This window comes from Bombilactobacillus mellis (assembly GCF_000967245.1).
Classification (GTDB): Bacteria; Bacillota; Bacilli; order Lactobacillales; family Lactobacillaceae; genus Bombilactobacillus; species Bombilactobacillus mellis.
Map to the genome: position 1 here is coordinate 200,281 of NZ_KQ033877.1, position 13,261 is coordinate 213,541.

Annotated in this window: 12 protein-coding genes; 10 read left to right on the forward strand and 2 right to left on the reverse strand. The window is 37.1% G+C overall.

Features of this window, described 5'->3' with window-relative positions:
• Positions 1 to 27: 27 nt before the first annotated feature.
• Positions 28 to 1,176, forward strand: coding sequence for an exo-alpha-sialidase (locus tag JG29_RS00870; RefSeq protein ID WP_156961598.1), 1,149 nt, complete (start codon positions 28 to 30; stop codon positions 1,174 to 1,176).
• A gap of 165 nt (positions 1,177 to 1,341) precedes the next feature.
• Here the strand turns inward: JG29_RS00870 and JG29_RS00875 are convergent, their stop codons facing one another.
• Positions 1,342 to 2,346, reverse strand: coding sequence for a LacI family DNA-binding transcriptional regulator (locus tag JG29_RS00875; RefSeq protein WP_045922084.1), 1,005 nt, complete (start codon positions 2,344 to 2,346; stop codon positions 1,342 to 1,344).
• Between the two features lie 192 nt (positions 2,347 to 2,538).
• Here JG29_RS00875 and JG29_RS00880 point away from each other — a divergent pair, with 192 nt between their 5' ends.
• The 9 genes from JG29_RS00880 (at position 2,539) to JG29_RS00920 (ending at position 12,583) form a co-directional block, all read left to right on the forward strand.
• Entirely contained in the window at positions 2,539 to 3,783 is a 1,245-nt protein-coding gene (locus tag JG29_RS00880; RefSeq protein ID WP_045922085.1) for an MFS transporter, read from the forward strand.
• 350 nt (positions 3,784 to 4,133) lie between these two features.
• Positions 4,134 to 4,868, forward strand: coding sequence for a sugar phosphate isomerase/epimerase family protein (locus JG29_RS00885; protein WP_045922086.1), 735 nt, complete (start codon positions 4,134 to 4,136; stop codon positions 4,866 to 4,868).
• A gap of 19 nt (positions 4,869 to 4,887) precedes the next feature.
• Positions 4,888 to 6,342, forward strand: coding sequence for a PTS galactitol transporter subunit IIC (locus tag JG29_RS00890; protein WP_045922087.1), 1,455 nt, complete (start codon positions 4,888 to 4,890; stop codon positions 6,340 to 6,342).
• Between the two features lie 20 nt (positions 6,343 to 6,362).
• On the forward strand, positions 6,363 to 7,337 hold the full coding sequence (locus JG29_RS00895; RefSeq protein ID WP_045922088.1) for an amidohydrolase family protein: 975 nt from the start codon (positions 6,363 to 6,365) through the stop codon (positions 7,335 to 7,337).
• 14 nt (positions 7,338 to 7,351) lie between these two features.
• A complete protein-coding gene (locus JG29_RS00900; RefSeq protein ID WP_045922089.1) occupies positions 7,352 to 8,308 on the forward strand; it encodes an NAD(P)-dependent oxidoreductase in 957 nt (318 codons plus the stop codon).
• A gap of 90 nt (positions 8,309 to 8,398) precedes the next feature.
• Positions 8,399 to 9,400, forward strand: a complete 1,002-nt coding sequence (locus JG29_RS00905) for a hypothetical protein (protein ID WP_045922090.1) — start codon at positions 8,399 to 8,401, stop codon at positions 9,398 to 9,400.
• 33 nt (positions 9,401 to 9,433) lie between these two features.
• Complete coding sequence (locus JG29_RS00910) at positions 9,434 to 10,975, forward strand: FGGY-family carbohydrate kinase (RefSeq protein ID WP_045922091.1); 1,542 nt, start codon at positions 9,434 to 9,436, stop codon at positions 10,973 to 10,975.
• Positions 10,965 to 11,843, forward strand: coding sequence for an L-ribulose-5-phosphate 3-epimerase (locus JG29_RS00915; RefSeq protein ID WP_045922092.1), 879 nt, complete (start codon positions 10,965 to 10,967; stop codon positions 11,841 to 11,843). Before JG29_RS00910 ends, JG29_RS00915 begins: the two co-directional genes overlap by 11 nt.
• An 8-nt stretch (positions 11,844 to 11,851) precedes the next feature.
• Positions 11,852 to 12,583 carry an L-ribulose-5-phosphate 4-epimerase gene (locus JG29_RS00920; RefSeq protein ID WP_045922093.1) on the forward strand — a complete coding sequence of 244 codons (732 nt, stop codon included), beginning with the start codon at positions 11,852 to 11,854 and terminating at the stop codon, positions 12,581 to 12,583.
• A 111-nt stretch (positions 12,584 to 12,694) separates the two neighbouring features.
• Here JG29_RS00920 and JG29_RS00925 read toward each other — a convergent pair whose 3' ends face one another.
• The gene (locus tag JG29_RS00925; RefSeq protein ID WP_045922094.1) at positions 12,695 to 13,222 is read right to left on the reverse strand and encodes a DUF308 domain-containing protein; all 528 of its coding nucleotides are present in this window, start codon (positions 13,220 to 13,222) and stop codon (positions 12,695 to 12,697) included.
• Positions 13,223 to 13,261: the final 39 nt, after the last annotated feature.

Genomic DNA, 13,261 nt, shown 5'->3' on the forward strand with positions numbered 1-13,261 from the left:
TTGGTTTGTTTGAAGGGAATGATAAAATTGCGGCTTCAAAAAAATTCTTTTTATAAATTTTTGGTTTCTTTATTTGTTAGTGTATTAATTGGTTTTTGTTTTACTGGTTTGAAAGCGCAAGCAGTAGTTAAAAATAGCATTGTAACTATTGCAAATAAGAGTCAAATAGCTGATACAAAAAGTCCCAGTTTTTTGTATGGCCGTGGTTTAGTTACTACGCATACTGATGCAGAACATTATGGTAGACTATATGCTACTTCTGAACATTACGTTTACGGTGTACCTTCGTTTTTAATTTTTGAAAGTTTGAATAATGGTCAAACTTGGCAGAAGATAAGCGAGGTTAAAGAACAACATAATTATTCTAATGGTCAACCTTGGGGGAATAGATATCAGCCATTTCTTTATGAGTTGCCTGAAAAGATAGGAAATTTGCCAGAAGGAACTATTCTTTGTATAGGTAATTCTATTCCTAGTGATCTTAGTAAAACTTCGATTGATTTATATTATAGTTTAGACCATGCACGTAGTTGGCATTATTTAAGCACAGTGGCCACAGGGGGTCACGCCGATGTTAATACTACAAGCAATGGGCCTGTTTGGGAACCATTTTTAAAAGTTATTAATCATCAATTAGTTTGCTTTTATTCAGATGAAAGAGATAAACCTGCTCATAGCCAAAAACTATCACATCAAGTTACTACTAACGGGATCGATTGGGGCCCGGAAATAGATGATGTAGCATTTAAGTCACCTACCGCCCGTCCGGGAATGGTAACAGTTGATAAGATGGCTAATAATAAATATATTATGACTTATGAAGTAGTTAACTCAGGAGAATGGCGTACCAATTATAAAATTTCTAATAATGGTTTTGATTGGAATGCCGAAGATGAGGGTCAGCGATTAGCTTACGGCGGTGCTCCTTATGTAGCTACAATGAAAAATGGAACTATCGTTGCTAATACTGATGGTAGTAGCAATCTTTATGTGAATAAAAATAACGCACAAACTAATAAATGGCAAACAGTTAAAATGCCTATGCCATTAGCCTACTCACGTTCCATAACTGTTTTACCAAACGATCAATTGTTATTTGTTAGTGGAGGACCTTTGAAATCACCTACTGATCCAAATAATAATGAATTGACATCACTGATTTATAGTTTAAACTAAAAAATTTTTAAAAACTCAGCTATTAGATATCAGACCTATCTAGTAGCTGAGTTTTTTATTTGCTCCTTGTTTAGGTATCTTTGTTAATTACTTGACAAAGTTAAGTAAACGTCTACAATTAAAGCATAACGTTATGTTAAGCGGTTAACTGAGAAAACAAGAGTTTTAAAAACTCTGTCGAAGAATTTGTTGAGTGGGAATAAGTTTTAATTGCGGTTGGGTTGAATTTTTTTTAGCAATTTTTTGCTGTAAGATGTCCATAGCAATTGTTCCGATCGAAAAGGAATCCTGACGGATGCAGCTGATAGGCGGAGTCATTACTTTCATCCAATCAAATTCTTCGTAAGTGGCTACTCCGTAATCTTGAGGATAGGAGAAATGGAGTTGTTGCATGGCTTGCACTAATCTCAAAAATACGCGCGCATTCATACAAAAGAAACCGATTTTGTCATCACCTTTTTGGGTCATAATTGTTGCCAGATTTTGTTTAAATTGTTGATATTCTACACTTTTACCGTGGTGAGGGACTGTAACTAAATGATTTAAGGTAGAGTATTTTGTGGCCTTAATAAAGCCTTGATAACGTTGATTACGGGTACTGATATTTTGAAAAGGCCAAGTAACAAAATAGATATTGTTATAATCTTTAGCTTGCATTTGATTAATTAGTTTTTGAACTGAATTAACGTTGTCAGTCGCCACGGTATCAATAATCAGCTCAGTAGATTGGCGATCTACCATAACGGTATTATCATTTGATAAAGATTGATAAATAGGACTGTCAGGATTGACAGGATCAACAATAATGCCTGCTACTCCTTCATTTTGTAAACGGGTAATATTATCCATTTCTTTTTGTTCACTGTTATTAGCATTGGTAAAAAGAACGCGATAATTGTAATTATCACATTGTTCATAAATACCTGATAGAACTTGCGAGGTAAAAGGATTAGTAATATCAGCAATGGAAACACCGATAGTTTTATTTTCGTTTTTAGCTAGGTTGCGGGCAATGGAGTTGGGATGATAATTAGTGTTGCTAATAATTTCAGTTAAACGGCGGCGTGTTGTCAAAGACATCCGGTCATAATTACCATTGAGATAATTAGAGACGGTAGCAGTGGAAACATGAGCCATGTTAGCAATATCACGAATGGTTAATTTTTCCATAAATTTCCTCATAATTAAATTTTTTTATGTTTATTATAGCGTATTTTGACCCAAGAGCATGCATTTATCTAAAGGGTGATGAAGAGTTAATTAAAATAGTGCATTCTTGTTACTGAGTCTTAGTCAAAGCTAATTTATTGGAGCCATCTGCGAAAATGATGAAATTAGGAGAAAACAAGGAGTGAGGCGAAGATGAGTTTGGAAACTACAGATCAGACTGAAAAGTGGACTGGAAAACAGATCATAATTCTAATTGGATTATGGCTGGCTTTTTTGATTAGTTTTATTACACGGTTAGTATGGGCAACTTTAATGCCTGTTGTGAATAGTGCAATGCATTTGAGTGTGTCTCAGGGCAATGATTATGTGACAGCTTTTTATATCGGCTATACTTTAACAGTTTTACCCGGAGGTATGTTAGCTGATAAAATTGGTTATCGCAAAATGGTCATTTTGACAGTGATCGGCAATGTGCTGGCCATGACTTTGATGGTATTTATGCAAGGTTATTGGTCCGGTTTATTATTCAGATTTATTCTGGGCTTAGTTTCGGGACCGGATTTATCCGCCTGTATGGGTGTCATTAGTGAATGGTTTACGGATAAACAAAGAGCCACTGCTACCGGAATCTTTACGACTTGTACGTCGTTTGGCTTAACAGTAGTCAATCTCTATGCTCCAACTGTAGCTCAGAAATACGGCTGGCGAGCAGCTATGTTTGTAACTGCTTTAATTCCGTTATTAGTATTAGGGTTTGTGGTCTTTGCTTTAAGAGGGACTCCACCTTATAAAATTTCAAAGACCAATCCCAAGACTGAACCTAATGCTAATCAAGAATCATCTTTAACTATGTTAAAAAAGGCTTTTTCCAATAGAAATGTGCTCTTGTTAGCATTGACAGGTTTATGTGCAACGGGAGCGAAATGGGGAGTAACTAATTGGGCCAATTTATTTATTGTTAAAAGTTTAGGTTTCTCTACTGTTACTGCAGGCAAAGCCATGGCTTTCTTTGGAATTACCTCGGTAGTGTCCATGGTTTTGGCAGGTTATATTTCGGATCATTCGAAGATGTCCCGTCATTTATTATCAGCTATTTTTATGGCTATTTTTACCCCAACCATTATTGGATTTGCTTTATCACCAAAAGGTAATTTGGCTATGTTATATTTTTGGGCAGGAGCTTTAGGAGTGGGAGCGTTTATGTTCAGCTCACTAACCAACACCCTGTCAGTAGAAGTGGCTCCGCCAGATTTACGGGGAACGGTTGTCGGGTTTGTGAATGTTTTTAATCAGGCAGGTTCTTTTTTAGCGCCGATACTTTTGGGCAGTATTTTAACTGCTACTAAAAGTTATGTTACTTCTTTTTTAATCATATCAATATTTCCACTAGTAGGCTTTTTAGCTCTATTATTTATTAAAGAAAATAAGCGTTATTAGGGTTGTAAAATTCCGAATACAAAATTTGGGGTAAGGATTATCTTGGGGGTTTTAAAAAATCTGTAGTTATCCAGATTAAATCTTTTATAAGGCTAATTAATCATTATACTTGATCAAATTATCACGAGAAGATACTTGACAAAAAATAGGAAACCTTTACAATAAAGTTGTATTAAGTTAACCGCTTAACTCAAGCTCGTAAATGCAAGTTAAACTAACTTCTGGGATGATATTAATTGCGATTGCAGTAATTAAAAAAATGAGGGATTAGTTTAGCTTCCTAGTTAACCGCTTAAGTGAGACCAGCAAATTTCTAATTAGTAAATCCTATAAAGGTGGTGATAAAGATTTTGAAAAACAAGTTTATTGTGAATACTGCAGCCTTTAGAAAAGAAAATTCTGCTAAATTAGATCAGGCTGCACAAATACATCGGGCTAAAGAGTTAGGCTTTGCGGCTATTGAAATCAGAAATGAATTGCTAGATGGCAGTTTAGAAGAATTAGAAAGGATTTCTCAGCAAGCACAAGCGGAACAACTTGAAGTTTATTTTAGTGTAGGCGATGTTTTATTTAAAGATCAGCACTTAAATCCAGCTTTTGAGCAATATTTAGAGCAAATGCGAAATTTAGGTGCACAATACTTAAAAATGAACTTGGGTAATTTTAGTTATCCTAATGCTAGTGCTGGGGCACAATTGAATGATTATTTAGATGGCTCTTTTCATTTATATTTGGAGAATAATCAAGCCCCTAATGAAAGCGATCTACAGAAAACTATCGCGTTTTTCCAGCAGAATACCTGCCCAGATATCAGCTACTGTTTTGACATTGCTAATTGGGAATGGCTCCAAGCAGATGTTTATGAAGCTGCAAAGCAATTGGCGCCAGTTACTGACTATCTGCATTTAAAAAATTTTGTATACGATAACAGTAATAAAAAAGTTACCTCGCTAGATAAAGGAATTTTAGATTGGCGGCGAATTATTAAGATTTTTACACAAGTTAATCAGTATGGTTTTGAATATTATGCAGAACCTGACATTTTACAATCTGATTTAGAGCTTGTCCAACAAAGTTTATCCTAAATAAAGGAGGAATTTGGAAGTGCTAGAAACTGTCAATCAGATTTTTCAAATTTTTGGAGCTAGTGTAGTAGTTCCGATTATGATTTTTATTGTGGCACTTTGTTTAAAAGTTAAACCTAAGACGGCCATGATGAGTGCCTTTTACGCAGGAGTTGGTTTAACTGGTTTCGGCTGGGTTATTCAAGCGTTTACGCCGACTATTACAAAAATCATTAAACAAATGGTTAGTAATACGGGCATTAAACTACCAATTGTTGATATCGGCTGGCAAGCTGGATCCTTAGCTTCTTTTGGCTCCATGGTAGGATTGAGTTTCTTTGTCTTTGGACTGATTGCTGAATTGCTGCTGTTTGCTTTTGGTGTGACTAAGATTTTTATGGCCTCTAATTTATGGAATAATTTTGGCTTTATGATTTGGGGAACAGTTTGCTATTATGTTACTCATAATTTTTGGCTTTCTTTAGGTTTGTCCTTCTTTATGCTGCTCTATGCTTTGCTATTAGCAGAGGTACAGGCAGACAGATGGTCTGATTATTATGGAGTTAAGAATGCTTCGGTGGCCTCCTTGCATAATATTGAACAAGTAGTACCGGCTATTATTTTAGATCCATTATGGAATTTGTTAGGTTTTAATAAAGTAAAAATGACCCCAGAATATTTTAAAAATAAATTGGGTGTTTTTGGCGAGCCCACCACTTTAGGAGCGCTCTTAGGATTATTAATTGGTATTTTAGGTAATATTAATGCGCTTAATACTATGAAGGCTTGGGGACAAATTTTAACTGTTGCGGTACAACTGTCAGCGATTATGACTATTTTTCCACTGATTACAAACGTTTTCTCGCAAGCCTTTACACCCTTGGCAGATGAAATTGATAAGAATACGCATAAGACAACGGGCAATTCTGATGAATCTGTCAATGAGGTAACTAATAAGAAACGTTGGTTCTTAGGTGTTGATGATGGTGTAGGTTATGGTGAACCTGCGACAATTATTTCAGGAGTTATTTTAATTCCGATCATGGTTTTAATTGCCTTTATTCTTCCGGGCAACAAAACCTTGCCGATTGTGGATTTAATCTCCTTACCTTTTATGGTTGAGTCTATTGTTGCAATTACTCGAGGCAATATTTTAAAAGTAATTGCTAATGGGATTGTGTGGTTTAGTTTAGGTTTATATGCTTCAAGTTGGCTGGGTACCTTCTATACGGGAGCCGTTTCTCATTATGGCGTAGCCTTGCCGGCAGGGATTGTTTTAATTACAAGTTTTAATTTGATGTCCCGGCCGTTGAATGCTTTAGTTTTTGCAGCTTTTGTTTCGCAAAATCCGTTCTTTATTGGCTTAGCGATAATTATATATTTAGTATTATTATTTGTTTTGCGGCGCTATCGGCCACAGATTTGGCAGTATTTAAATAACATGGCTGCCAAAAATGCTGGTTACTCAGGTAGTAACGAAAAAATTACTTATTAATTGGGAAAGGAAGGATAATTATGAAAAAAATTGATGGACATTTACATTTAGTACGTTCAGTAGCAGGTTTAAATGGCAAAGGCCGGATGACACCATTGGGCAATGGCCAAACTATTTGGGATGATGGGACTTTGATCAAATTGATTCCCGATGGCTGGGGAGATGATGATTTTCTGGCAGAATCAGCATTACAAGTTATGGATGAAAATGGTATTGATAAAGCGGTATTACTTCAAGGAAGTTTAAATGGTTATCAAAATTATTACTCTTATCAAACAGTAAAAAAATATCCAGATAAATTTATTGCCGCTTTTTCGGTAGATCCTTTTGCAGATAATGCGATGAAAATTGTTCAACGGCATGTAGAAGACTTGGGCTTTCGGGCTATTAAGTTTGAAATTAGTCAAGGTGGCGGTTTGCATGGCTACCATCAGCCTTTCCGGTTAGATACAACGCCAGCTTTAGGCAAGATTTTTCATTTTTTGGCTGATTATCCGGGTTTTGTAGTTACTGTAGATTATGGCGATTATACGCAATTTAGTTACGAACCCGAAGCTATTGCCAACTTGGCCCAAAGGTATCCGAAATTAGATTTTGTAGTTTGTCATTTATCCTTCCCTAATGCTGATCATTTGGATCGCTTAGAAAATGCTTTACAGCAATGGCAGCCTTACACTAATATCTCAACTGAAATTTCGGCAATTCAGGATATTGAAGGAGAAACAGAATTTCCATTTCCACGTTGTCAAAAAGATGTTGCTTTAGCCAAAAAAGTTCTCGGTGCCAAAAGAATTTTCTGGGGAACAGATTCTCCGTGGTCATCAACCTTTAATTCCTATCATGATTTATCTACCTGGTTGGAAGCCACAGATATTTTTGATCAATCTGAATTGGAAGATGTTATGTACAATAACGCTGAAAGAATCTATTTTAAACCAGACCATATTCAAGCTATGCAAGACAGTGAAGATCCAGTTTTTAAGAATAATAATTAAGGAGTAATAAGTCTATGAGTAAAATTAAAGTATTAGTAACAGGAATCATTCCAGAAGCCGGATTAAGTGAATTAAGACAGAATTTTGATGTTACTTATGATCCAAAAATTGAAACTCGTCAATGGGTATTAGAGCATTTGTCAGAATATGAAGGTCTTTTGCTTATGGGGATGAAAGGCGACCGTGAGTTAATTGATGCTGGAACCAATCTTAAAATTATTACTGCCAATGGCGTAGGTTTTGATCATATTGACATTGAATATGCTAAAAGTAAGGGCATTGTGGTTGCTAATTGTCCTCAAGGAGTGCGGGTACCAACTGCAGAAATGACCTTTACTTTATTATTGGCAGCCGTTCGCCATATTCATTTTTATGATAAAGTAGTTCGTTCTGGCCAGTGGATTGATGTTTCAAAACAGCAGTATATGGGGATGAGTCTGCAAGATAAGATTCTTGGTGTTTATGGAATGGGCAGAATCGGATCACAAGTGGCTCAGTTTGCCCAAGCTTTTGGCATGAAAGTAATCTATAATGATGCGCGGCGCTTGGATGCAGATTTAGAACAACAGCTGGCAGTGAAGTATGTTGATTTTGATACTCTGGTAAAAACTGCCGATGTTATTACTTTACATGCACCAGCCTTACTTTCAACTACCGGCATTTTTAATGCTGATGTCTTTAAAAAGATGAAAAATACTGCTTATATCATTAATGCCGCCCGGGGTGTGTTGATTAAACAAGATGATTTAATTACCGCTTTGCAGCAGGGACAAATTGCCGGGGCCGGTTTAGATGTTTTTGAAACAGAACCGAATATCCCTCAAGCTTTGAGAGAATTAGATAATGTAGTTATGACACCGCATGCTGGTACGGGTACTTTAGAAGCGCGGACAGCTATTGCAGCCGAGGCTTCACAAAATTTAATTTCCTATCTGTGTGATAATCAGGCTCGTAATCAAGTTAATAAATAGTTGACGACGTTTTAACAAAGATAATCCCCCTATTGGGCAATAAACCGAGAGGGGATTTCTTTATCTAAATTAGCAACTGAGGAGTTCAATATGGAGTTTAAAAAGATTTTTAGTGATCACTTAGATCATTGTTATGCAATTATGCGGCTGCAAGCCCAAAAACAGGATTTTATTATTGTAGCTTCAGAAGAAAATCAGCCTTGTTACGCTTATGATTTAAATAATGATTATCAAAGGACTACGGTGTGGCCTGATGTTGGTGGTACTATGACGATGGTAGCTATTCCGGATACGTTAAATTTTTTAGCTACACAGCGTTTTTATCCGGGGTTTAATTCTGCCCATTGTCGAATTGTTAAAGAAACCTTTAATGGCCAAGGCTGGGACCAAACTATTATTGGTGAATATCCTTATATCCACCGATTTGATCTTATTCCCCAAAAAGAAAAGGGAAAATTTTGGTATATTGGCTGTTCAATTGCTAATTCAAAAAAAGATACTGACGATTGGTCTGATCCAGGCAAAATTTGGGTGGGAGAATATATTGATGACCGTGAACAAATCATCAATCTGCACGCCTTAGATACGAGGATCACCAAAAATCATGGTTACCATCGTTTTTCCGGTTATTCATTGATTACTGGTTCTCAAGGAATTTTTAAACTGACTCCGCCGGATGAAAATCATGATTGGCAACTAGAGCAACTTTCTGCATTTGCTACTTCTGATATCGCTGCGGCTGATATCAATCAAGATGGCCAGCTTGAGTATTTAGCTATTGAAGGTTTTCATGGTGCTGGCTTGCGTATATACGACAGCAGCTTTCAAACCTTGACTCAGAGTACGGAGAAAACCCCGTTTGGTCATGCTATTTGGGGCGGAAGAATTGCTGATCGCGACTACTTTTTATTTGGCTGGCGTGCAGGACAACAAGGTCTAGAATTAATTAGTGATACTCAATTAACCAGCCAGCTTATTGATGTTCATGTGGGTCCAAGTAATGTAACTGTTTTTTCTAAAAATCAACAGCAGTATGTCTTATCTGCTAATCGGGAAGCTAATATTGTAGCGATTTATCAAATTATTATGTAAGTCAAAAGTTTTTACTTGAAAGCAGGTGAAATAATGCAATATTTTTTAACCATTGATAATGGGGGAACTAATACTAAAGCCGTTATTTGTGATGCACAAGGAAAGCAAATAGCAGTAACATCTTTTTCGACGAAAAGAATCGAACCACAACCCGGTTTTCAAGAAATCCGTTTAACGACCCTTTTAGCAGATATTGGAACTGTAATTCAGGCTGCTTTAAAGAAGGCCCAGTTAGCTGCTGCCCAAATTTCTGCAATTAGTGTCGTTGGTCATGGCAAAGGTTTGTACACTTTGGATCAGCAGGGGCAAATTCTAATGAATGGGATTTTATCAACTGATGAACGAGCCCAAACCTTGGCTACTCAATTTCAACAGCAAGTTGAGCAAATCTATCCTTTAAGTCATCAACAAATTATGGCCAGTCAAGCACCGGTACTTTTGCGGTGGTTGAAAGAGCATCGGCGTCCCTTGTATGACCAAATTGGGGTCGTTTTATCCAATAAAGATTTTATTCGTTATTTATTAACCGGTGAGATTAAGCAGGAATTAGGGGATGCTTCGGGAAATAATTTGATTAATTTACAAACACACGCTTATGATGCAGCCTTATGTAACTTTTTTGGTATTCCTGAAATTTATCACAAATTACCACCTTTAATTCAAGCTACTGATTTAGCGGGTCAAATCACTGCTCAGGCTGCGGCAGCAACGGGCTTACAAGCCGGTACTCCTGTATATGGAGGAATGTTTGACATTGATGCCTGTGCAATTGCAACCGGGGTTTTAGATGAACAACACTTAAGTATGATTGCTGGTACTTGGAATATGAATATTTTTCCTAGTAATAATCTAGCGCCCCAAGAGGCAGGTTTGATGAATTCCATTTTTCCAACCGGCTGCAATTTGATTGAAGCTTCCAGTCCGACTTCGGCGGGAAATTTATCTTTAATGATTAAGATGTTGCTAAAACAAGAAGTGCAGCAGGCACAGGCCCAGAAAAAATCGATCTATGATGATTTGGAAGAATTGCTGGCCCAAACTGATGCTACCTCTGCTAAAGTGTTCTTTTTTCCTTTTTTGTATGGCAGTAATGTTGATCCTCAAGCTGAGGGAGGCTTTTTAGGTATTCGTAGTTCCACTACTAAAAGCGAATTAATGCGGGCAGTTTATGAGGGGATTGGTTTTGCCCATCGCTATCATATTGAACAATTACTCCAGGTGCTAGGGCAAAAACCGGTTAGTATTCGTATGTCCGGCGGTGCCTGCAATTCTTCTCATTGGGTGCAGATGTTTGCCGATATACTTAATGCACCCATAGAATTAACAGCAGTCCAGGAATTAGGTGGTTTAGGAGGAGCGATTGCTTGTGCTGTAGGCAGTGGAGTTTATCCTGATTTTGACACTGCAGTACAAAAAATGTCGCACGTTGTCAAGACCTATCAACCTGATCCGGCGCAAGTGTCGATCTACAAGCAAAAATATCAAGTTTACTATTCTTTATTACAGGCTTTAGATGGTAAATGGAGTCCATTACACAATTTACAAGAGGAGCTGAATAACGAAGATGACAGTTAATGCTTTAGGAATTTATGAAAAGGCCCTGCCGCCGACTTTGAACTGGGAACAAAAATTTGAATTAGTCCATGAATTAGGATTTAATTTTTTGGAATTTTCCATTGATGAAAGTGATGAACGCCTGCAACGGTTAAATTGGTCCAGAAAAGAACGGTCTGAATTTCGTGCTGCAATGTGGAAAACCCATAGTCGGATTAATACCCTGATGTTATCAGGGCATCGCCGTTTTCCTTTAGGATCGGCTGATCCTCAGGTACGAGAACAAGCATTAGTTATGATGCAAGAGGCAATTGATTTGGCTGTCGATTTGGGAATTAGAAATATTCAATTAGCTGGTTATGATGTATATTATGAACCCAAAACAGTTCAGAGCCACGAATTGTTCTTAGAGAATTTACAAAAGTGTGTGGAGATGGCCGCTAAAAAATTAGTAATGCTATCTATCGAAACTATGGATGATCCGTTTCTCAATTCTTTAACTAAAATTGCGCAGGTAAAAAAACAAATTGCCAGTCCGTGGTTACAGGCCTATCCTGATTTAGGAAATATCTCCGCTTGGCCAGAAAATGACGTGATTAATGACTTAGAAAATAATTTTGCCCAGATCGTCGCTGTTCATCTCAAGGATACAAAAAAGGTAACCCCAACTTTTAAGGGACAGTTCAAAGAAGTACCTTTTGGTAAAGGTGATGTTGACTTCTTGGGATGTTTAAAGGCATTAAAACGGTTAGGTTATAACGGCAGTTATACAGTTGAAATGTGGACCGAAAGTGCCGCTGATCCAATTGCCGAAGTAAAAAAAGCTAAAGCCTTTTTTACTGAACTTTTTAATCAAGCTGGTATTCAACAAGAAAAAATTAATGAGTGAGGATAAAAATGTTAGAAGAATTAAAACAAGAAGTTTATGAAGCTAATATGCAGTTGCCGCAATTAGATTTGGTTACTTTTACGTGGGGCAATGTTTCCGGAATTGACCGCCAACAAGGCTTGTTTGTCATTAAACCTTCAGGAGTGGCTTATGCGGACTTAAAACCTAGCGACTTAGTAGTTGTGAATTTAAAAGGTGAGGTCGTGGAAGGTGATTTGAATCCTTCCAGTGATACGCCTACGCATACGGTTTTATATAATGCCTTTCCTAATATTGGCGGGATTGTGCATACCCATTCTCCGTGGGCGGTTTCCTTTGCGGCAGCAGGTTTGGATATTCCGGCTTTGAATACGACCCATGCGGATACCTTTTATACGGCGGTACCGGCAGCGCGGGCGTTAACTCAAGCCGAAATTGAAGCTGATTATGAAGGCAATACCGGTAAAGCGATTGTGGAGGCTTTTGAGCAGCGGCATTTAGATTATGAAGCGACGCCGGCAGCCTTAGTCAGTCAACACGGACCTTTCAGTTGGGGCAAAGATGCGGGCCAAGCAGTGTATAATGCGAAGGTTTTAGAAGTAGTAGCAGAAGAGGATTATCATTCATTACAGTTAACGCGGGCTAATATTGAATTACCGCAATACTTATTGGATAAACATTATTATCGCAAGCATGGACAAGATGCTTATTATGGGCAAAACAATGCGCAATCACAAACCCATGCACAGCATGAAAAATAATGAATAACGGGCTACCAAACTAACTATTTTTCAATAAAAAGAGCAGTCTTTTTGATTAAAACCTCTAAAAGTGAAACAAGGTGCGGTTTTCATCCACTGGACTTCTCTTTTTTATTTATATAGGCGGGTATTAATAAACTCCATAATAGCTAAAGCAATTAAGCCAACGCCTAATAAGCGGAAAAATAGACTTAGCATATCAAAGGGGTTAAAGACTAAAATTATTCCTAATAAAATTAGTAAAAGTGAATAGAGATAATCTAACCAAGGAATAACATTAATATATTTGCGATTAACACGCGCATTAAAAAACTGATTCACACCGTTAATTAATAAAATAATGCCTAAAAGAACTGAAAGTAATGGTAATAAAAGATGCGCAATCGGAAAAATAAGCACTGCCATAATAATTGAGATAACAGCAGTTGCGTAAGGCCCTGTATTGTCGCTATGAGTCTTACTTAATAACCAACCATCGTGTAAAGCAATAAGAGCCAGACCGACCAAATAAGCAGCGATCAAATATAAAATAGCATCCAGACTTTTTTCTGGTTTAATTAACATAATTAAGCCGGCTAAACCTAAAAAAAGAATGCGCAACCAGCGATACCAATGAAATTGGCGTGTGTATTGTTTCATAATTATCCACCATTTAAAAAATTTCAACAACTACTTATC

Coding starts and splice junctions, on each gene's coding strand:
- JG29_RS00910 (WP_045922091.1), top strand. CDS start 9,434: ATGCAATATTTTTTAACCATTGATAATGGGGGAACTAATACTAAAGCC.
- JG29_RS00920 (WP_045922093.1), top strand. CDS start 11,852: ATGTTAGAAGAATTAAAACAAGAAGTTTATGAAGCTAATATGCAGTTG.
- JG29_RS00915 (WP_045922092.1), top strand. CDS start 10,965: ATGACAGTTAATGCTTTAGGAATTTATGAAAAGGCCCTGCCGCCGACT.
- JG29_RS00905 (WP_045922090.1), top strand. CDS start 8,399: ATGGAGTTTAAAAAGATTTTTAGTGATCACTTAGATCATTGTTATGCA.
- JG29_RS00875 (WP_045922084.1), bottom strand. CDS start 2,346: ATGGAAAAATTAACCATTCGTGATATTGCTAACATGGCTCATGTTTCC.
- JG29_RS00880 (WP_045922085.1), top strand. CDS start 2,539: ATGAGTTTGGAAACTACAGATCAGACTGAAAAGTGGACTGGAAAACAG.
- JG29_RS00900 (WP_045922089.1), top strand. CDS start 7,352: ATGAGTAAAATTAAAGTATTAGTAACAGGAATCATTCCAGAAGCCGGA.
- JG29_RS00895 (WP_045922088.1), top strand. CDS start 6,363: ATGAAAAAAATTGATGGACATTTACATTTAGTACGTTCAGTAGCAGGT.
- JG29_RS00925 (WP_045922094.1), bottom strand. CDS start 13,222: ATGAAACAATACACACGCCAATTTCATTGGTATCGCTGGTTGCGCATT.